General features: G+C 46.7%; 18 protein-coding genes. 9 read left to right on the forward strand and 9 right to left on the reverse strand.

The genetic code is table 11. From position 1 onward, the window contains the following. The first annotated feature begins 294 nt into the window (after positions 1-294). From frdA to frdD, 4 genes are read left to right on the forward strand one after another with little or no spacing between them, the layout of a single operon-like run. Positions 295-2,115, forward strand: coding sequence for a fumarate reductase (quinol) flavoprotein subunit (frdA, locus tag VCHENC03_RS01455; RefSeq protein WP_009707852.1), 1,821 nt, complete (start codon positions 295-297; stop codon positions 2,113-2,115). Continuing rightward, positions 2,115-2,873: a succinate dehydrogenase/fumarate reductase iron-sulfur subunit gene (locus VCHENC03_RS01450; RefSeq protein WP_005440483.1), complete on the forward strand. Its 759-nt coding sequence runs from the start codon at positions 2,115-2,117 to the stop codon at positions 2,871-2,873. Before frdA ends, VCHENC03_RS01450 begins: the two co-directional genes overlap by 1 nt. A 2-nt stretch (positions 2,874-2,875) precedes the next feature. After that, positions 2,876-3,259, forward strand: coding sequence for a fumarate reductase subunit FrdC (gene frdC / locus VCHENC03_RS01445; protein WP_005440480.1), 384 nt, complete (start codon positions 2,876-2,878; stop codon positions 3,257-3,259). Positions 3,260-3,271: 12 nt separating this feature from the next. After that, a complete protein-coding gene (gene frdD / locus VCHENC03_RS01440) occupies positions 3,272-3,649 on the forward strand; it encodes a fumarate reductase subunit FrdD (protein WP_009707853.1) in 378 nt (125 codons plus the stop codon). A gap of 91 nt (positions 3,650-3,740) precedes the next feature. On the opposite strand, the gene VCHENC03_RS01435 is transcribed toward frdD, so the two are convergent. The 3 genes from VCHENC03_RS01435 to efp all read right to left on the reverse strand — a co-directional run bounded on the left by VCHENC03_RS01435 (position 3,741) and on the right by efp (position 6,911). Next, positions 3,741-4,424: a nitroreductase family protein gene (locus tag VCHENC03_RS01435; RefSeq protein WP_009707854.1), complete on the reverse strand. Its 684-nt coding sequence runs from the start codon at positions 4,422-4,424 to the stop codon at positions 3,741-3,743. 243 nt (positions 4,425-4,667) lie between these two features. Then, a complete protein-coding gene (locus VCHENC03_RS01430) occupies positions 4,668-6,071 on the reverse strand; it encodes an SPFH domain-containing protein (RefSeq protein WP_005440474.1) in 1,404 nt (467 codons plus the stop codon). A 273-nt stretch (positions 6,072-6,344) separates the two neighbouring features. Then, positions 6,345-6,911, reverse strand: a complete 567-nt coding sequence (gene efp / locus VCHENC03_RS01425) for an elongation factor P (protein WP_005440472.1) — start codon at positions 6,909-6,911, stop codon at positions 6,345-6,347. A 32-nt stretch (positions 6,912-6,943) separates the two neighbouring features. On the opposite strand from efp, the gene epmB reads away from it, so the two are divergent. Both epmB and VCHENC03_RS01415 read left to right on the forward strand, forming a co-directional pair. Next, the gene (gene epmB, locus VCHENC03_RS01420; protein ID WP_009707856.1) at positions 6,944-7,966 is read left to right on the forward strand and encodes an EF-P beta-lysylation protein EpmB; all 1,023 of its coding nucleotides are present in this window, start codon (positions 6,944-6,946) and stop codon (positions 7,964-7,966) included. A gap of 94 nt (positions 7,967-8,060) precedes the next feature. Further along, positions 8,061-8,558 carry an MgtC/SapB family protein gene (locus tag VCHENC03_RS01415; protein ID WP_005440468.1) on the forward strand — a complete coding sequence of 166 codons (498 nt, stop codon included), beginning with the start codon at positions 8,061-8,063 and terminating at the stop codon, positions 8,556-8,558. A 97-nt stretch (positions 8,559-8,655) separates the two neighbouring features. On the opposite strand, the gene VCHENC03_RS01410 is transcribed toward VCHENC03_RS01415, so the two are convergent. The 3 genes from VCHENC03_RS01410 to VCHENC03_RS01400 form a co-directional block, all read right to left on the reverse strand. Further along, positions 8,656-9,219: a VC2662 family protein gene (locus VCHENC03_RS01410; protein WP_005425048.1), complete on the reverse strand. Its 564-nt coding sequence runs from the start codon at positions 9,217-9,219 to the stop codon at positions 8,656-8,658. A 476-nt stretch (positions 9,220-9,695) separates the two neighbouring features. Beyond that, positions 9,696-11,342, reverse strand: a complete 1,647-nt coding sequence (gene groL / locus VCHENC03_RS01405) for a chaperonin GroEL (RefSeq protein WP_005440463.1) — start codon at positions 11,340-11,342, stop codon at positions 9,696-9,698. A gap of 73 nt (positions 11,343-11,415) precedes the next feature. Then, a complete protein-coding gene (locus VCHENC03_RS01400; protein WP_005440461.1) occupies positions 11,416-11,706 on the reverse strand; it encodes a co-chaperone GroES in 291 nt (96 codons plus the stop codon). A 228-nt stretch (positions 11,707-11,934) separates the two neighbouring features. On the opposite strand from VCHENC03_RS01400, the gene VCHENC03_RS01395 reads away from it, so the two are divergent. Next, positions 11,935-13,314 (forward strand): MATE family efflux transporter, encoded by a 1,380-nt coding sequence (locus VCHENC03_RS01395; RefSeq protein WP_009707857.1) that lies wholly within the window; start codon positions 11,935-11,937, stop codon positions 13,312-13,314. 106 nt (positions 13,315-13,420) lie between these two features. Here the strand turns inward: VCHENC03_RS01395 and pfkA are convergent, their stop codons facing one another. From pfkA to VCHENC03_RS01380, 3 genes are all read right to left on the reverse strand, one after another. Then, positions 13,421-14,383: a 6-phosphofructokinase gene (gene pfkA / locus VCHENC03_RS01390; protein WP_009707858.1), complete on the reverse strand. Its 963-nt coding sequence runs from the start codon at positions 14,381-14,383 to the stop codon at positions 13,421-13,423. Between the two features lie 285 nt (positions 14,384-14,668). Continuing rightward, a complete protein-coding gene (fieF, locus tag VCHENC03_RS01385; RefSeq protein ID WP_009707859.1) occupies positions 14,669-15,577 on the reverse strand; it encodes a CDF family cation-efflux transporter FieF in 909 nt (302 codons plus the stop codon). Positions 15,578-15,700: 123 nt separating this feature from the next. Then, positions 15,701-16,210, reverse strand: a complete 510-nt coding sequence (locus tag VCHENC03_RS01380; protein WP_005440450.1) for a CpxP family protein — start codon at positions 16,208-16,210, stop codon at positions 15,701-15,703. A 191-nt stretch (positions 16,211-16,401) separates the two neighbouring features. Here VCHENC03_RS01380 and VCHENC03_RS01375 point away from each other — a divergent pair, with 191 nt between their 5' ends. After that, positions 16,402-17,091 carry a response regulator gene (locus VCHENC03_RS01375; protein ID WP_009707860.1) on the forward strand — a complete coding sequence of 230 codons (690 nt, stop codon included), beginning with the start codon at positions 16,402-16,404 and terminating at the stop codon, positions 17,089-17,091. After that, positions 17,091-18,494, forward strand: a complete 1,404-nt coding sequence (gene cpxA / locus VCHENC03_RS01370; protein WP_009707861.1) for an envelope stress sensor histidine kinase CpxA — start codon at positions 17,091-17,093, stop codon at positions 18,492-18,494. The genes VCHENC03_RS01375 and cpxA overlap by 1 nt, the downstream gene beginning before the upstream one ends. The last annotated feature ends 10 nt before the right edge of the window (positions 18,495-18,504 follow it).

Here is an 18,504-nt window from a genome sequence, read left to right on the forward strand (position 1 = left end):
AAAACACTCACAACTTACCCTATTATCAATGAGGGTAATGTCGTGCAACACCTGTGTAACATTGAGCAGCTTTACGTTTATCCCTCAACTGTTTCGTGCCGTGATAGCAGTCACATAACCTAGAATTTCTATGCTCTCGTGTGCATTACCGGAGAAAAAACCCAAATACATCAATTTTTCTGCCATAAGGCTCCCCTACACTAACCCTACTACTTTTGAGGGATAGCCTAAAAACGGTGCCCTCACACTCACAATAACAAGCGGATTTCCGCAATCACACACTGGAGGATAACTGTGCAAACTATCACCACAGATATCGCAGTCATCGGCGCAGGCGGCGCTGGTCTTCGTACTGCTATTGCAGCGGCTGAAGCAAACCCGGACTTAGAAGTAGCGCTTATTTCTAAAGTTTACCCAATGCGCTCCCATACGGTTGCTGCAGAAGGTGGCTCAGCAGCAGTTATCAAGGATGAAGATAGCTTAGACAACCACTTCAACGACACTGTTGGCGGTGGTGACTGGCTATGTGAACAGGACGTTGTTGAATACTTTGTAGAGAACGCGACTCGCGAAATGATCCAAATGGAGCAGTGGGGTTGCCCATGGAGTCGTAAAGAGAACGGTGAAGTCAACGTACGCCGCTTTGGTGGTATGAAGGTTGAACGTACTTGGTTCGCTGCAGATAAAACTGGCTTCCACATGCTTCACACGCTATTCCAGACGTCGATGAAGTACGACAACATCAAGCGCTTTGATGAGTACTTTGTTGTCGACTTGCTTGTTGATGAAGGTGAAGTACAAGGTCTGATTGCAATCCACATGTCTGAAGGTGAACTAGTTACGATTAAAGCGAAGTCTGTCGTACTAGCAACAGGTGGCGCAGGTCGCGTTTACCACTGTAACACCAACGGCGGTATCGTAACGGGCGACGGCATGGCGATGGCTTACCGTCACGGCGTTCCTCTACGTGATATGGAATTCGTTCAGTACCACCCAACAGGTCTTCCTGGCACGGGTATCCTAATGACTGAAGGTTGTCGTGGTGAAGGCGGTATCATCGTCAATAAAGACGGTTACCGTTACCTACAAGATTACGGCATGGGCCCAGAAACTCCAGTGGGTCAACCTAAGAACAAATACATGGAACTTGGTCCACGTGACAAAGTTTCTCAAGCTTTCTGGCACGAACAACAGAAAGGCAACACCATCAAACACCCTCTTGGTGATGTGGTGCATCTAGACCTTCGCCACCTAGGTGAAGAGTATCTACAAGAGCGTCTACCGTTCATTTGTGAGCTAGCGAAAGCTTACGTGAACGTTGATCCTGCAAAAGAGCCAATTCCAATTCGTCCAACGGTTCACTACACCATGGGTGGTATTGAGACTAACGGCGAATGTGAAACTCGCATTAAAGGTCTATTCGCGGTTGGCGAATGTGCGTCTGTTGGTCTTCACGGTGCAAACCGTCTAGGTTCTAACTCGCTGGCTGAGTTCGTGGTATTTGGTCGCGTTGCGGGTGAACAAGCGGTGAAACGTGCTGCAGAATTCAAAGGCTGGAACGAAGAGTCTATCGCGACTCAGGTGAAAGCAGTTGAAGACCGCATTGCCGCTCTAATGAACCAAGAAGGTGATGAAAACTGGGCAGATATCCGTACTGAAATGGGTCACACCATGGAAGCAGGTTGTGGTATCTACCGCCAAGAAGACTTGATGCAAGCAACCATCGAGAAAATCACTGAGCTGAAAGAGCGTTACAAGAAAATCAGCATCAAAGACAAAGGCAAAGTGTTCAACACTGACCTTCTTTACGCTATTGAAGTGGGCTACGGTCTAGAGGTAGCAGAAGCGATGGTTCACTCTGCAATCCTGCGTAAAGAATCTCGTGGTGCCCACCAACGTCTAGACGATGGTTGTACAGAGCGTGATGACGTGAACTTCCTGAAACACTCGCTTGCTTTCTTCAAAGAAGATGCAGCACCAAGTATCGACTACAGCAACGTGACGATTACAAAGTCACAGCCTAAAGCGCGTCTATACGGTGAAGCAGCAGAGAAAGCAGCAGCAGCTGAAAAAGCCGCTGAAGCAGAAGCGAAGAGCGCAGAGGAGCAAGCATAATGTCAGCAAACCGCATTCAAAAAGTAGACATTCTGCGTTACGACCCTGAGAAGGACGCGGAACCATACACGCAAACATTCGAAGTTCCATTTGATGAAACCATGTCTGTACTTGACGCACTTGGCTACATCAAAGATCACCTAGATAAAGATCTGTCTTACCGCTGGTCTTGTCGTATGGCGATCTGTGGTTCTTGCGGCATCATGGTAAACAACGTGCCTAAGCTAGCTTGTAAGAGCTTCCTACGTGATTACCCGAATGGCGTAACTATCGAGCCACTAGCAAACTTCCCAATCGAGAAAGACTTGATCGTTGATATGACGCCGTTCATCGAGCGCCTAGAAGCAATCAAACCTTACATCATTGGCAACGACCGCAAACCAGAAGACGGCACGAACCTACAAACACCAGAGCAAATGGCGAAATACAAGCAGTTTGCTGGCTGTATCAACTGTGGTCTTTGCTACGCAGCCTGTCCTCAGTTCGGTTTGAACCCTGAGTTCATCGGTCCTGCAGCACTGACTCTGGCACACCGTTACAACCTAGACAGCCGTGACAACGGTAAAGATGAGCGTATGAAGCTGATCAACGGTGAAAACGGCGCTTGGGGTTGTACGTTCGTAGGTTACTGTTCTGAAGTTTGTCCGAAGAACGTTGACCCAGCAGCGGCAGTAAACCAAGGCAAAGTGGAGTCTTCTATGGACTTCGTAATTGCGATGTTGAAACCTGATGGTTCACCAAAAAAAGTGGAGGCATAAGGATGAGCAACCGTAAACCTTACGTTCGTGAAATAAAACGCACATGGTGGAAGAACCATCCTTTCTACCGCTTCTACATGGTACGTGAAGCAACGGTGCTTCCTCTGATCCTATTCACTATTTTCCTGACTTTCGGTCTAGGTTCATTAGTGAAAGGCCCAGAAGCTTGGCAAGGTTGGTTGGAGTTCATGGCAAACCCTATCGTGGTAGCGATCAACATCGTTGCACTGCTAGGTAGCCTATTCCACGCACAAACTTTCTTCAGCATGATGCCACAGGTAATGCCAATTCGTCTGAAAGGCAAACCAGTGGATAAGAAGATCATCGTTCTGACTCAGTGGGCAGCGGTAGCGTTCATCTCACTGATCGTTCTCATCGTGATGTAAGGAGCTTGAGTAATGAAACCGAATTATAGTGTTAATACAGCACCGAAACGTTCTGATGAGCCAATCTGGTGGGGTCTATTTGGTGCCGGTGGTACTTGGTTTGCGATGATCACGCCAATCACGGTACTAGTACTGGGTATCCTAGTTCCACTAGGCATCATTGATGCAGAAGCAATGAGCTACGAGCGCGTATCTGAATTCGCGACTAGCATCATTGGCGCACTGTTCATCATCGGTACGCTAGCACTGCCAATGTGGCATGCGATGCACCGTGTACACCACGGCATGCACGACCTTAAATTCCACACGGGTGTGGTAGGTAAGATCGCATGTTACGCGTTTGCAGGTCTTATCTCTGCACTAGCCGTTATCTTTATCTTCATGATTTAAGATACGGACGGAAATGAAAAAAGCTGGCATATCGCCAGCTTTTTTATTGCCTGTTATTTATGTTTATCTTCAGCGCTATTCGTTTCAGGCACTATTCAATAAAGGTCGCGATTTCATCCAGTGACTTTTTGTGCATTGCATGTTCTGGAATGGTTGCGTTTTCTTCCGGATAACCGGTCACAATCAACATGTACGGACGGTCAACATCGTTGTCTCGCCCACAAATCTTACTCAAGAAACTCATCGGCTTTGGCGTGTGAGTCAACGTACCCAAACCTGCATTGTGCAGTGCTTGAAGCAAAAAGCCTGTGGCAATCCCGACTGACTCGTGCACGTAATAGTTGGTTTGTTCCCCATCGTTGCTCATACCGCCTTTCTTTTGCGAAAACACCGCGATCAGCCACGGCGCTTTTTCTAAATACGGCTTACTGGCATTCGTGCCAAGTGGCTTCAGTGCATCTAACCATTCTTGCCCTGCTCGACCTTCATAGAAAGAGCGTTCTAGTTCTTCAGCGGCTTGACGGATCTGCCCTTTCACTTCTGCACTGTTAATCGCAACAAAATGCCAAGGTTGATGGTTTGCCCCACTCGGAGCTGTACCTGCCGCTCGAATGCAGTGCTCAATCACTTCTTTCGCCACTGGGCGCTCTGAGAAACTTCGAATCGAATGACGGCGCTGGAGTTGCTCAAAATTATGTACAGCTCTTGCTGCCATTTCCTGTGGAGGGTATTCAACAAAATCAGCGAGTGGGTGATGTTGTTCTTGAGTCGACATAGTGCTTCCTTGCGCTTGTTGGGTGTTGATTCACTATAGCCACAAATTTCGCCCTCGCCTTTTTATCTTCATAAAATCAATGTGATATTGAGATAAAGCGCAAATATTCAGCCGCATTTCACCAACAAAAAAGAGAGGCTGATAACACGTATCAGCCTCTGCATTACTCTAGTTTGTACAGCTACCAGAGCTTTTGGTCACCTATGATCTTTTTGCTTTTTGAGCTTTTGACCACCCATGATCTTATTGCTGTGTGACCTTCTTAGTTTGGTCCATTAAGCCCAACGCGCCAAAGCCAGTAATCACATCGAGGTTAGTTTTCAGACCCGTCGCTTCACCACCACCGATGTAGTTTTGTGGCATCTGCACTTGGAAGTTTTGCAGGTTGTTGTACAGCGAGTTCGCCACATCTCGGTTCAACTCTGCCAAGTACACTTCTCGGTTTGCACCCAGTGCTGCGTACTTCGCTTTCAAGACTTCCGCTTCTGCACGGCCTTTTTCAAGAATCGCTTTTGCTTCAAATTCCGCTGATAGAGCATTGGCTTTTTGAATCGCTAGGTTCGCTTCAGCAATCGCTAGCTCTTTCTCTTTTTCCACCTCAGCCAATCGCTTGGTTTTCTCAACCTCGACGATTTCACGCTCCGCAATCTGACGTGCAACTTCGACTTCTTTTTGCTGAGCGATAATCGCGAGCTCTTTACTACGTTGAGCATCTTGTACTTCACGGGTACGTTGAATCTCTTTACGTAACTGCTCAGTCTCTGCTTGTGCTTTGGAGGTCTCTTGCTCCTGAATCGCACGGATACGGTCTGCTACTAAGCGCTTTTTATCTGCTAGCAATTGATCAAGCTGCTTCTCTGGCTGTGGATCACCGATGGTCACCTGCGTCACTTGAATACCGTATTGCTGTAGCGGGTTATCCTGACGGATTGGTTGGCCAGTGTTATCAACGACCGGAACCGTCTTCCAAACCAGTTGGTTCGTGCGTTGCAGTTGGTTCGCGTTCGACTGATTCGCACCCACCGGAGCTAGGTCTAGCTCTTCCACTTCTACCTGACGACGCTCAGTCAGATAAATACCTTCACGCAGTTGGTCTCCCAATTTGGATTTGAACTGGTTCAAACCACCTTGGAAGAACTCCTCCCCCGTGTATTGAGTCGCGGTAATCACCGTCACGTTACGTGCGTTCTTCACCAACAATGCATCAATTAGGTTACTGTTGTTGCGGAACTCTTTATGCATCTTCTTAACCGCTTCAGGGTCATTGCTGAGCTTGAAGCGGAATGTCACTGGGATCTGACCAATGTAGGTATCGGCAAAGCGAACCTGAATCGCATCAAGGCGTTGATAAAAATCTTCGCCCTTGCTGTTACCAAATGACACGGTGATCACTTGGTCATACTTGGTAATCTTGGACAGAAACGGCATACGAAAGTGAATGCCCGGTTCTGTGAATACGTCCAATTCACCAGTAATGTTGTTCTGATGCACATAGCTGTAACCCGCATCGGTCATCAGCACTGAGCTGTTAATCGTTAAGCCTATTGCCAGCAGCGGAATACCAAATACGGCTGCTTTCAATCCTTTATGTAGTAACTGACGTCTCTCTTCCACCTTTAAACCTCGTCCTAAGCCTCTGCTTTCCATTTTGTTCTCCTTTTTGGATTGTCATTGAGTTAAATCGATAAAAATCAAATTGCTATGCAACTCGCTGACAACGAGGTCTAATGTATCAAATTGTTACATTAAGAAATAATCGAAAGATTCATGAAATAAATAAGATTTTTACGAATAATACAAAATCATCAGAAATTTGCGGAGAATATCGATGTTTTGCACAGAGGCGTCAAAGGGAGGAAAATAGCGGGCAATAAAAAAGGCCGCCGAAGCGACCTTTTCAATCAGAAAGTCTAAGGTGAATTACTTCACACGACCTACGTATTCACCAGTACGAGTGTCAACTTTGATCACTTCGCCGATTGCGATGAATAGTGGTACACGTACTACAGCGCCAGTTGATAGTGTTGCTGGTTTACCACCTGTACCTTGAGTATCACCTTTCAGACCAGGATCTGTGTCAGTAACTTCTAGTTCAACGAAGTTTGGTGGAGTAACAGTAATTGGGTTACCGTTCCAAAGCGTGATCATACAAGTGTTGTTTTCTACCAACCACTTAGCGTTTTCACCAACCGCTTTCAAGTCAGCAGCGATCTGCTCGAAAGTTTCGTTGTTCATAAAGTGGTAGAATTCGCCGTCTGAATATAGATAATCTAGGTCGATATCCATTACGTCTGCCACTTCACAAGTGTCACCAGACTTGAATGTTTTCTCTAGCACTTTACCAGAAAGAAGTTTACGAATTTTAACGCGGTTGAACGCTTGGCCTTTACCTGGTTTAACGTATTCGTTTTCCAGAATTACACAAGGCTCGTTATCAAGCATTAACTTAAGGCCGCCTTTAAATTCATTGGTGCTAACTGTAGCCATTTTTTCCTCTTACATTCTTAGAGCTAAATTCAATGCCGCACATAATAACCCGAAAAGTCGAATCTGTTGAGCAAAACTGGCTCAAACAGTTAGCGAATGGGATCTCCGATCCTGCAAAATTGCTGGAAATGTTGGAAATCGATCCTTCACCGTGGCAGGACGGGTTCGCTGCGCGTAAGCTGTTTGCACAGCGTGTACCGCAAAGTTTTGTCGATAGGATGGAAAAAGGCAATCCTTACGATCCACTTTTGCGCCAAGTATTACCTTTGAGCGAAGAGTTTGAGGTACATGACGGTTATTCCAATGATCCTTTGGAAGAGCAAGACAACGAACTTCTTGGATTACTACACAAATACCGCAATCGCGCATTGATGATTGTGAAAGGTGGTTGTGCGGTGAACTGCCGTTACTGCTTTCGCCGCCACTTCCCATATCAAGAGAATAAGAGTGGCAAACAGGCGTGGACGAAGTGCTTGGAGTACATGGCACAGCAACCAGAACTCAATGAAGTGATCTTCTCTGGTGGCGATCCTTTGATGGCGAAAGACGATGAAATTCACTGGCTGCTTGAACACATCGCAAAAATCCCACACATCAAACGCCTGCGTATTCATAGTCGTTTGCCTGTGGTGATCCCTGCACGTATCACTGATGAACTATGTCACCTACTTCGCGCTTCTCGCCTACAGATCGTATTGGTGACGCACATTAACCACGCCAACGAAATCAATGCTGAGTTTGCTGCTCAAATGGCGAAGCTAAAGCAAGCTGGTGTCACTCTGCTTAACCAAGGTGTACTGCTGAAAGACGTTAATAACAGCGTTGAAGCACAGGTTGCGCTGAACGAAGCGTTATTCGATGCTGGCATTTTGCCGTACTACTTGCACGTTTTGGATAAAGTCCAAGGTGCGGCGCACTACTTTGTTTCCGATGAAGAAGCCAAAGAAATCATGCGCGGTGTGATCACGCGAGTTTCTGGCTACCTAGTGCCAAAGCTCACCCGTGAAATTGGTGGTCGCCCAAGTAAAACACCACTGGATCTGCATCTAGAATAAGTTGCTTGCCGTATAAAGATTGTCGTTACGAGCAAAAGCTTTTGTTCGATCAGGCGGTCTTATCTATGCATACTCCGCAAATTTGGAGGTTAAGATGCAAGCAACTTTTGAACACCTTTTCGATCTTGGCCCTTTTAGTTGGGCTGCGCTGCTTTGTTGTGCCATCAATGGTTTGATGATTGGCATTGAGCGTCAAACTCGCGGTAAACCCGTTGGTATTCGTACCGCAATTTTAGTTATCTCAGGTACTTACCTATTTATGTCGATGGCGGTATCACTCTCGCCAAATACATTAGATCAAGCCCGAGTACTTGGTCAGATCATTACTGGCGTCGGCTTTTTAGGTGCCGGTGTGATGATGACTCAAGACGGTAAAATCCACGGCGTGACTTCAGCGGCCGTCATTTGGGTGTTGGCGGGGCTAGGCTTGATGATTGGCTTGGGTTACTTATCACAGTCGATCATCATTACCGTATTGGCACTGACCGTTTTACTCGGTGTGGACAAGGCGGAAAACCGCGTCAAAGCATTGCGCCGTGGTGTGCACCAGAAAATGCAGCAACGAAAAACATCAACGCGTTTAGTTAAGTAATCAAACACAATAAAAAAGACCCCGACATCATGCCGGGGTCTTTTTGTATCTGGCGTTAAGTTAGGAAGGTGACTTAACTTTTTGCGAAGCTCGCTAATTATTTAGCGAAGTTCACGATTGGGAAACACTTGAAGAAGCCGTTGTCCGCACAGTTTAGAAGACCAATTTGAACACCGTCGATTTGGTCAGTCATGTTGAAGAAACCTAGCTGGAAGTTAGATTTTTTAGAGATACTTGCCAGACCGATGTCTGCCATTGTGTAACCTTCAGAGTAGTTCACAGCACTCCAGTTTAGACCTTCAACGTTGTTAGTCACGTTTACCGCACCTAGGTTAAGACCCGTTGTTTGACCTTGGTTCCAGTTGAATAGACCTAGAGAAACACCCTTCATTTCTTGGTTTACTTTAGACGCACCAAAGAAAAGACCGAAGTTCACACCAGTAGTACGGTCTGTTTCAGACATACCTAGTAGAGAGAAATCGACACCTTTTACTTCGTTCACTTGACCGTGAAGAACCGCAAGACGAACACCGCCAACAGAAGAGTTAGAAGGTGCGTTAGTGTTGTCGATAGTTGAGAACATAACTGGCGTGCTGTCAGCAAGAGCAACAGGTGAAGCAATAGCGGCTGCAACAGCCAGTGACGTCATTAGCTTTTTCATTTTCATCTCCATTGGGGGATTGTTTATTTACAACATAGTGTAATGTACAGATTTTGCGCCATTTTAACTCGATAAATGTTAGCTGTAAGTCATATTTAACCACTTGAAGAATAAAGCAATTGATTCATCAAACTTATTTTTCTGCATTTTCCCTGACCGTTTGCGCACAATAGCCACACAATTGCGTATTTTTAAACCAATTAACCTGATAAAAATTAAGCGTAATAATTACTCGCTAACTATCAGATTAAAAAGAAAAAGTAAGAACAAACCTACAAACTCACACACAGAAGGCTCAGTCCCAAAGTAACAGACACAAAAAAGCCGAGGCATTCGCCTCGGCTTCTCGAACTTTATCGGTAGTCTAGCTCACCGCTATAAGGTTTTAGAACAAGGAGAGCACGCGCAGTTTACGCTAGTAAATGAGCATGCTCGACGCCGTTATCAAGCCTTAGAGCAAAGAGATAGGCTGGCTATTACATCATGCCGCCCATACCACCCATACCGCCCATACCACCCATGTCAGGCATACCTGCGCCGTCTTTTTGTGGTAGGTCAGTAACCATCGCTTCAGTTGTGATCATTAGACCCGCTACTGATGCTGCGAATTGTAGTGCGCTACGAGTTACTTTAGTTGGGTCTAGGATACCCATCTCTAGCATGTCGCCGTATTCGCCTGTTGCTGCGTTGTAGCCGTAAGAACCTTCACCCGCTTTCACGTTGTTCGCTACTACTGACTCTTCGTCACCTGCGTTCTTCGTGATTTGACGGATTGGCGCTTCCATTGCACGTAGTGCAACGCGGATACCAACGTTTTGCTCTTCGTTGTCGCCTTCTAAGTCAACAATCTTAGATGCAGCGCGGATTAGTGCAACACCACCACCAGCAACTACGCCTTCTTCAACCGCTGCGCGAGTCGCGTGTAGTGCGTCTTCTACGCGGTCTTTCTTCTCTTTCATTTCAACTTCAGTTGCTGCACCAACTTTGATTACTGCAACACCGCCTGCTAGCTTAGCAACGCGCTCTTGTAGTTTCTCTTTGTCGTAGTCTGAAGTTGCATCTTCGATTTGCTGACGGATTTGAGCAACACGACCTTGGATCATTGCTTCTTCACCCACGCCATCGATGATGGTTGTGTTTTCTTTTGTGATTGCAACGCGCTTCGCTTGGCCTAGGTCTTCTAGTGCTACTTTTTCTAGCTCTAGACCGACTTCTTCAGAAATCACGATACCGCCAGTTAGGATAGCGATGTCTTGTAGCATTGCTTTACGACGGTCACCGAAACCAGGCGCTTTCACTGCTGCTACTTTAACGATGCCACGCATGTTGTTCACAACTAGTGTTGCTAGTGCTTCACCTTCTACGTCTTCAGCGATGATCAGTAGTGGGCGAGATGCTTTTGCTACTGCTTCTAGTGCTGGAAGAAGTTCACGGATGTTCGATACTTTCTTATCGATCAGAAGGATGAATGGGTTTTCTAGATCAACGCTGCCTGCTTCTTGGTTGTTGATAAAGTAAGGAGATAGGTAACCGCGGTCGAACTGCATACCTTCTACAACGTCTAGCTCATCTTGTAGCGCTTGACCTTCTTCAACAGTGATAACACCGTCACGGCCAACTTTTTCCATTGCTTCAGCAATGATGTTACCTACGCTTGAGTCAGAGTTTGCAGAGATAGTACCAACCTGTGCGATTGCTTTAGTGTCGTTACACTCAACAGACAGCTCTTTTAGTTGCTCAACCGCTGCGATAACTGCTTTGTCGATACCGCGCTTAAGATCCATTGGGTTCATACCCGCTGCTACTGCTTTTAGACCTTCATTTACGATTGCTTGCGCTAGTACGGTTGCTGTTGTTGTACCGTCACCCGCTGCGTCATTTGCTTTAGACGCAACTTCTTTAACCATTTGTGCGCCCATGTTCTGGAACTTGTCTTCCAGCTCAATTTCACGCGCTACTGATACACCATCTTTAGTGATTGTTGGTGCACCAAAAGATTTGTCTAGAACTACGTTACGACCTTTAGGACCCAGTGTTACTTTCACTGCGTCCGCTAGAACGTTTACGCCTTCTAGCATTTTAACTCGTGCGTCATTACCAAATTTAACGTCTTTAGCAGCCATCTTTGATTTCCTTTCTAAATTCTGTTTTTGATTGCGTTTTGAATCAGAGCAAAAAATTACTCAACGATTGCTATTAGTCGACAATAGCCATGATGTCGTTTTCAGACATGATAAGAACTTCTTTGCCGTCGATCTTCTCAGTCTTAGTGCCGTAACCTTCAGCGAAGATAACGGTATCACCAACTTTAACGTCCAGCGGTAGCACTGTGCCGTTCTCTAGGATGCGGCCTTTACCCACAGCTAGAACAACACCGCGAGTCGATTTTTCCGCAGCAGAACCAGTTAAAACGATGCCACCAGCTGACTTAGATTCAACTTCTTTACGTTCAACGATAACTCGGTCATGTAATGGACGAATGTTCATCGGTCGTCTCTCCTGAAAATTTCCATGATTATTTGATAATTGCCCGCTCAGGGGCACGTGATCTGTATATAAGGGCAAAGCTAAGGATCCCAAGGGGTAGACGTGAAATTTTTGTGACTTAGTTAAAATAACCAGCAGCTAAGCAACGGTTTGCGTGCGAAATGCTCGCTCGCCGAGGCAATGGCTTTCTTGTATCCTTGCCCTTCCCTCACCAGATAGACGTCAAAAATGTTGGAAAAGAATAAGCCGGGCAACCAGGCCGAAGACAAACATGGTTTGTTGACCGCCCCCATTCCCGACACCTTACGCAAAATGACCGTACCCATGACCATGGGCATGATCGCGATTTTGATGTTTAACTTGGTCGATACCTTCTTCATCTCGTTATTAGGTACCGAAGCGCTCGCGGCGATCAGTTATACCTTTCCAGTAACCTTTGCGGTGAACTGCATCACCATGGGCATTGGTATGGGACTGTCGACCAATATCGGCCGCCTGCTTGGTCAAGGGCATGCATCTCAAGCAGCACGTTTTACCAGCCATGGTTTACTGCTCGCCGTTGTTTTAGTCACGATCGCCTCGACGCTGGGTTTCTTTACTATTGAGCCACTATTTAGCTTACTCGGAGCAAAAGAAGACTCGATTCCACTGATTGAGCAGTACATGCAGGTCTGGTATTTGACTATTCCTCTGTTGGTGATCCCAATGGCAGGCAATAGCGCTATTAGGGCGACTGGCGACACCAAAACCCCAGCCAAGATCATGATGCTCGCAGGGCTTATCAACGGCATTCTCGATCCGCTGCTGATCTTTGGTTACGGCCCTTTCCCTGAACTCGGTATTCAGGGCGCAGCTATCGCCAGTGCATTCAGTTGGTTTGGCGCGCTCTGCGGGTCTTTCTATGTATTGGTGAAACGCGAGAAATTACTTGCCGCACCGAACTGGTCGCTCATCAAGCAAGACTGGCAACAAACCTTAAAAATAGGCACACCGGCAGCACTATCGAACGCAATGAACCCATTATCGGGCGCGATTTTGATGATGATTTTGTCTAGCCACGGCACCGCAGCGGTCGCGGCTTATGGCGCAGCGCAGCGTATTGAGTCAATCTTGATTTTGGTGCTGATGTCGCTGACCTCTGCACTCACCCCGTTTATGGCGCAAAACTTTGGGGCTAATAATCCTGCTCGTGCATTCTCTGGCTGGTTCCTGAGCATGCGCTTTGCGGTGGTCTTCCAAGGCTTTATCTTTTTGATGATGGTGCCTCTCAGCATTCCTCTTGCTGCGCTTTTCTCTCAAGAAGCAGCGGTAAAAGACTTGCTGTGGCATTACCTCTTAGTCGTGCCATTCAGCTACGGCTTCCAAGGGATTGTGATGATGTTGGTGAGTGGCTATAACGCGATGCACAAACCGCTGCGCGCCTTCCAGTGGAGCTTTATGCGCTTGTTCGTCTTTACGTTGCCAGCGGCATGGATAGGCAGTCAGCTTTATAGCATCGAAGGTTTGTTTATTGGCATTGCTCTGGGTAACACACTAGGCGGGTTGTTAGGCTATCTCTTTGCCTTGCGCGAGCGTCGCCTGACGTTAGCAGAGCACACGAGTTCTTAACTCGGCACAGAGCCTGCCTCAAACAAACTTCAGCTCAGGCAAATTTCAGACAATAAAAAACCGCGGATAACCGCGGTTTTTTTGATTTTGACTTTATCAAGCTGGCTTAGAATAGCTCTTCAGCAACTTGGTATAGGTCGTTGCGTACTGGACGCTTCATGTTCTCGATTGCATCGATGATGTCGTGGTGAACCAGTTGCTCTTTCACGATACCAACACAACGGCCGCCGTGACCCTCCATTAGTAGGTGAACAGCGTAGTTACCCATACGAGATGCTAGAACACGGTCGAATGCTGTTGGACGACCACCACGTTGGATGTGACCAAGAACCGTTGCGCGAGTTTCACGACCAGTTGCCGCTTCGATCTCTTTCGCTAGTTCGTTTGCATCCATCATCAGCTCAGTTAGCGCGATGATTGCGTGCTTCTTACCTTTAGAGATGCCATCTTGGATGTTGCTGATTAGCTTCTCTTTATCTAGACCAGTTTCTGGAGTGATGATGTACTCACAGCCACCTGCGATTGCAGACATCAGAGTTAGGTCACCACAGTGACGACCCATGATTTCTACGATAGAAATACGCTGGTGAGAAGAAGACGTGTCACGTAGACGGTCGATTGCATCGATAACTGTGTTTAGTGCAGTTAGGTAACCGATTGTGTAATCAGTACCCGCGATGTCGTTATCGATTGTGCCTGGTAGACCGATACATGGGTAACCCATTTCAGTCAGTTTCTTAGCACCCATGTAAGAACCGTCACCACCAATAACAACTAGTGCATCGATACCGTGCTTTTTAAGGTTCTCAATCGCTTGTTCGCGTACTGCCACTTCCTTGAATTCAGGGAAACGTGCAGAGCCTAGGAATGTACCACCCTTGTTGATCACATCAGAAACACTAGAACGATCTAGCTTTTCGATGCGGTCTTCGTAAAGACCTAGGTAGCCATCGTAAACACCGTAAACTTCCAATCCCTCAGATAGTGCTGTACGAACTACGCCGCGTACTGCAGCGTTCATACCAGGTGCGTCACCGCCACTTGTTAAAACACCGATCTTCTTAATCATGCTCACCCTCGATCTTTGGCAATCAATTTATTTAATTTTCTTTTAGGCCCCTTGTTACCAAGCAACCTGCATAATCCAGAACTGTGCGTTATGTTACATTTCCTCTAAAGGAATACCAATGAAAACACACTTTTTTATGTAACTTTTCTACTTATGTAAGAGTATTACAGTTTCTCTTTGCAACTTCGTTGATTCACATCAGGATCACGATTCTTAGCAAGTAGTGATGGAAAGATAGTCAATAAGCGTCTATTTGTCGTCAGGCTTGGTCTGATTTTTCGACCGCTACCAATCTTGTGCTTTTTGCTCTTTCTCTGGGCCAAACACCACCGACAACGGATCCTGGTGGATCAACACATCCGCTTCTGGGAACAACTCAAGTAGATTATCTTCCACTTTGTCAGCAATGTGGTGGGCTTCGATCAAACGCAAGTTATCATCCAATTCTAAATGCAATTGGATAAAACGCGTAGGGCCAGACATGCGAGTACGGAGCTGATGTACACCTAAGACGCCTTCGACCTTCAAACACTCTTGACGAATTTGCTCTAGCTCTTCATCTGGTAGTTTTCTATCAAGCAATGTCTGAATCGCTTCGCTGACCATCTTGAACGCGCTGTACAAAATAAAGATACCAATACCAATCGCAAACACCGCATCGGCTTGGGTGACACCAAAATAACTCAAGCCTAGCGCCACCATAATGGCACCGTTCATATAAAGGTCAGTTTGGTAATGCAATGAGTCAGCGGCAATCGCCTGACTGCCTGTCACTCGCACGACATGTTTTTGGAACATCACAAGTCCAAAGGTCACGACCATAGCAAATAGAGAGACGTACACACCCAGTTCAGGAGCATTCAATTCATGTGGACGGAAGAAACGGTCGATACCGTTTAGGATCAAAAATACCGCAGAACCGGAGATAAACATCGCTTGTGCCAACGCGGCCAAAGACTCGGCTTTGCCGTGCCCAAAAGTGTGTTCTCTGTCAGCCGGTTGCAGGGAGTAGCGCACCACAATAAGGTTCACTACCGATGCGGCAATATCCAACATGGAGTCAATTAAAGAGGCAAGTAAGCTGACGGAACCCGTCACCCACCAAGTGATGACTTTGACAATCAAAAGAAGCGTCGCCACGATGGTTGCCGTCCAAGCTGCCATCGTCACTAAACGTGCGTATTGCTGTTTCATAATCAAATAGTTAACTCAAACCGTGCTTTGAGTATACCTTGAGAATGATTTAATGAGTATGAAATCGCCAAGATCAAAAAGAGGCAGCACTCTGGCTACCCCTTTTACTTTATCTTTCAGCGATTAGCTGTTGTGGTGCTTTTCCATGCGTTTTTGCATTTTTTCGCCACACTTCTGTTGACGCTCTTTTTGTAGCTCAACAAATTTTGTTTTTTGCTCTGGAGTCAGAACACTCAGCATTTGGTGCTTTTTCTCCATCATTTTAACGCGACGCTCAGTTTGCTTCTCAACCATTTCTTTCGCTAGGTCGTTTGCTGCTGCTTCATCGAAGTTATCCGCCAATAGTAGCGCTTGTACTTTGTCGTGGTGTGCTTGACGCTCAGCCATGCGAGCTTCGTGACCGTCGGCGAATTTCGCTTTCATTTCTGCTTTGTTCGCTTCACGCATTTCTTTTAGCTGGTCTTTTTGTGCATCAGTTAGGTCTAGTTGACGCATAATGCCGCGGTCCATACCCATACCACACTCACCGCGATGACCTTTGTGGTCTTTACCGCCGAATGCGAATGCACTCGCTGTACCTAGAGTTAGAGGTAGAACAACAGCCGCTAGTACTAATTTCTTTGCAGTTTTCATAATACGATTCCTTACACAGGTTAGTGATTCTTCTGAGCTGTTCTCACAGCGCTTGAGTGTAGAATACGACCTACTAGGTAAAGCGACGTATAGAGACCGTAAAGAATCGTAAAGAGTGATTTTTACACTCATTCCTCCTCGTCATTACCATGTAATATTAAAGCAACCACGAATGATAAATAGGTATTCAAATGGCGAACATTCTTTTGATTGATGACGACACAGAGCTAACCAGCCTACTTAAAGAAGTGCTGAGCTTTGAAGGGTACGAAGTCAGTGAAGCCAATGATGGTGAAGCAGGCTTATTGGCGATTAACAGTGAGATCGATCTTGTACTGCTTGACGTCATGATGCCAAAACTCAATGGAATGGAGACCCTAAAACGCCTGCGTGAAAACTGGGAGACACCAGTATTGATGCTCACCGCCAAAGGTGAGGAGATCGATCGCGTAATTGGCCTAGAGCTTGGCGCGGATGATTACCTACCGAAGCCTTTTAGCGACCGTGAACTGTTAGCACGTATTCGAGCTATATTACGCCGCACTAGCAGTACCCAAAAGAACACCAAGAACAGCGATTGCATTGAGTATCGAGAAATCAAACTCTACCCAGGCAAACAAGAAGCGTACTGTGAAGAAGCCTTACTGGATTTAACCACGACCGAATTTGCGCTGTTAACGCACTTTGTGCAGAACCCAGGCCAAGTACTGACGAAAGAAACCCTCAGCCTTGATGTGCTTGGTAAGCGCCTTGCAGCCTTTGACCGTGCGATCGATATGCACGTCTCCAACCTACGTAAAAAATTGCCAGACCAAAACAACGGTAAGCCACGCATTAAAACCCTACGAGGGCGCGGCTACATGTTGATTGAGGAGGATTAATGCGAGCACCACGCTTCAAACTGCCGAAGATAAACAGCTTGTATGGACGCATCTTTGCCATCTTTTGGTTCACTATGTTCTTGGTTTTGATGGCAGTGCTGTCATTGCCACACCTTGACCCACGGAAAGCACGCGACATCCCACAAGACCACTATCAGCGTATGATTGACATACGCGACGGCATTGAGAAGAAGTATCGCAAGCAAGATAACCTCGGCAAGATTTTGTTCAGCATCGAAGGTCAGCGACGCAGCAAGCATGATCCGCGTCCGCGTATCTTCTTTTCTGATCACGAAGGCAATGTCTTAACCACATCGAACCACAAAGACTTCAAATTGCGTGCGCTGCAAAACTTTGTCACCAGCATTGAAGATCAGTCGCAGCCTAAACAAAAACTCTACGGCCGCTACATGATCGCAGGCCCAGTCCCGATCAAGATCGCCAACTCTGACTTACTGATGTATGTGGGTTTTAAATGGAATGAACCGCCGCCGATCATGTTGCGCCTGTTCGATCATCCATTGCAATTGCTGCTCGCCGTCATGTTGGTGAGTACACCGCTACTGCTGTGGCTAGCATGGGCATTGAGCCAACCAGCTCGACGACTGGAAACCGCGGCACAACGCGTTGCCAAAGGTGAGTTTGTCATCGACCCGAATCTGGAAAAAGGCACCACAGAGTTTCGCCAAGCAGGTACCAGCTTTAACCAAATGGTTGAAGCGGTGAATCAAATGATTTCTGGTCAGCAGCGTTTACTCTCGGATATTTCTCACGAGCTGCGCTCTCCCCTCACTCGTCTGCGCATGGCAAGTGCATTAGCGACGCGTAAGCAAGGTGAAAGCCCAGAGCTGACTCGTATTGATACTGAAGCTCAACGCTTAGAACAGATGATTGCCGAGCTGCTTGAATTGTCACGCATGCAAGTGAACAGTCACATGACGCGTGAAACTCAGCCGATTGCCAGCTTATGGGAAGAGATCATTAAAGACGCACAGTTCGAAGCGGAACAAATGGGTAAAACGCTGAGCTACTCAGATCTCCCTGAGCGCAGTATCTCGGGTAACCCAAAACTGTTGATGAGTGCGGTAGAGAACATCATCCGCAACGCGATTTACTACGGCAAAGACGAAGTGAAAATCAACATTCAGGATTCATTCGATACGCTACGCATTGTGGTGGATGACAACGGTGAAGGCGTACCTGAGGAAGAGTTGGAAGCGATTTTCCGTCCATTCTATCGAGTGTCGACCGCGCGCGACCGCCATTCTGGTGGTACAGGGTTAGGCTTAACCATCACCGAAAGTGCGATTCGTCAGCACAGTGGTTCGATTATCGCAAGTCGCAGCCCATTGGGTGGTTTACGCGTTACCATTACCCTGCCGTTGATCAGTGAGGCAAAATAACCCCACAAAG

Source organism: Vibrio sp. HENC-03, from assembly GCF_000305755.2.
Lineage (GTDB): Bacteria > Pseudomonadota > Gammaproteobacteria > Enterobacterales > Vibrionaceae > Vibrio > Vibrio owensii.

Excerpts from the sequence above, each read along its gene's own strand:
- VCHENC03_RS01450 (WP_005440483.1), top strand. The coding sequence starts at position 2,115 with ATGTCAGCAAACCGCATTCAAAAAGTAGACATTCTGCGTTACGACCCT.
- frdC (WP_005440480.1), top strand. The coding sequence starts at position 2,876 with ATGAGCAACCGTAAACCTTACGTTCGTGAAATAAAACGCACATGGTGG.
- frdD (WP_009707853.1), top strand. The coding sequence starts at position 3,272 with ATGAAACCGAATTATAGTGTTAATACAGCACCGAAACGTTCTGATGAG.
- VCHENC03_RS01435 (WP_009707854.1), bottom strand. The coding sequence starts at position 4,424 with ATGTCGACTCAAGAACAACATCACCCACTCGCTGATTTTGTTGAATAC.
- VCHENC03_RS01430 (WP_005440474.1), bottom strand. The coding sequence starts at position 6,071 with ATGGAAAGCAGAGGCTTAGGACGAGGTTTAAAGGTGGAAGAGAGACGT.
- efp (WP_005440472.1), bottom strand. The coding sequence starts at position 6,911 with ATGGCTACAGTTAGCACCAATGAATTTAAAGGCGGCCTTAAGTTAATG.
- epmB (WP_009707856.1), top strand. The coding sequence starts at position 6,944 with ATGCCGCACATAATAACCCGAAAAGTCGAATCTGTTGAGCAAAACTGG.
- VCHENC03_RS01415 (WP_005440468.1), top strand. The coding sequence starts at position 8,061 with ATGCAAGCAACTTTTGAACACCTTTTCGATCTTGGCCCTTTTAGTTGG.
- VCHENC03_RS01410 (WP_005425048.1), bottom strand. The coding sequence starts at position 9,219 with ATGAAAAAGCTAATGACGTCACTGGCTGTTGCAGCCGCTATTGCTTCA.
- groL (WP_005440463.1), bottom strand. The coding sequence starts at position 11,342 with ATGGCTGCTAAAGACGTTAAATTTGGTAATGACGCACGAGTTAAAATG.
- VCHENC03_RS01400 (WP_005440461.1), bottom strand. The coding sequence starts at position 11,706 with ATGAACATTCGTCCATTACATGACCGAGTTATCGTTGAACGTAAAGAA.
- VCHENC03_RS01395 (WP_009707857.1), top strand. The coding sequence starts at position 11,935 with ATGTTGGAAAAGAATAAGCCGGGCAACCAGGCCGAAGACAAACATGGT.
- pfkA (WP_009707858.1), bottom strand. The coding sequence starts at position 14,383 with ATGATTAAGAAGATCGGTGTTTTAACAAGTGGCGGTGACGCACCTGGT.
- fieF (WP_009707859.1), bottom strand. The coding sequence starts at position 15,577 with ATGAAACAGCAATACGCACGTTTAGTGACGATGGCAGCTTGGACGGCA.
- VCHENC03_RS01380 (WP_005440450.1), bottom strand. The coding sequence starts at position 16,210 with ATGAAAACTGCAAAGAAATTAGTACTAGCGGCTGTTGTTCTACCTCTA.
- VCHENC03_RS01375 (WP_009707860.1), top strand. The coding sequence starts at position 16,402 with ATGGCGAACATTCTTTTGATTGATGACGACACAGAGCTAACCAGCCTA.
- cpxA (WP_009707861.1), top strand. The coding sequence starts at position 17,091 with ATGCGAGCACCACGCTTCAAACTGCCGAAGATAAACAGCTTGTATGGA.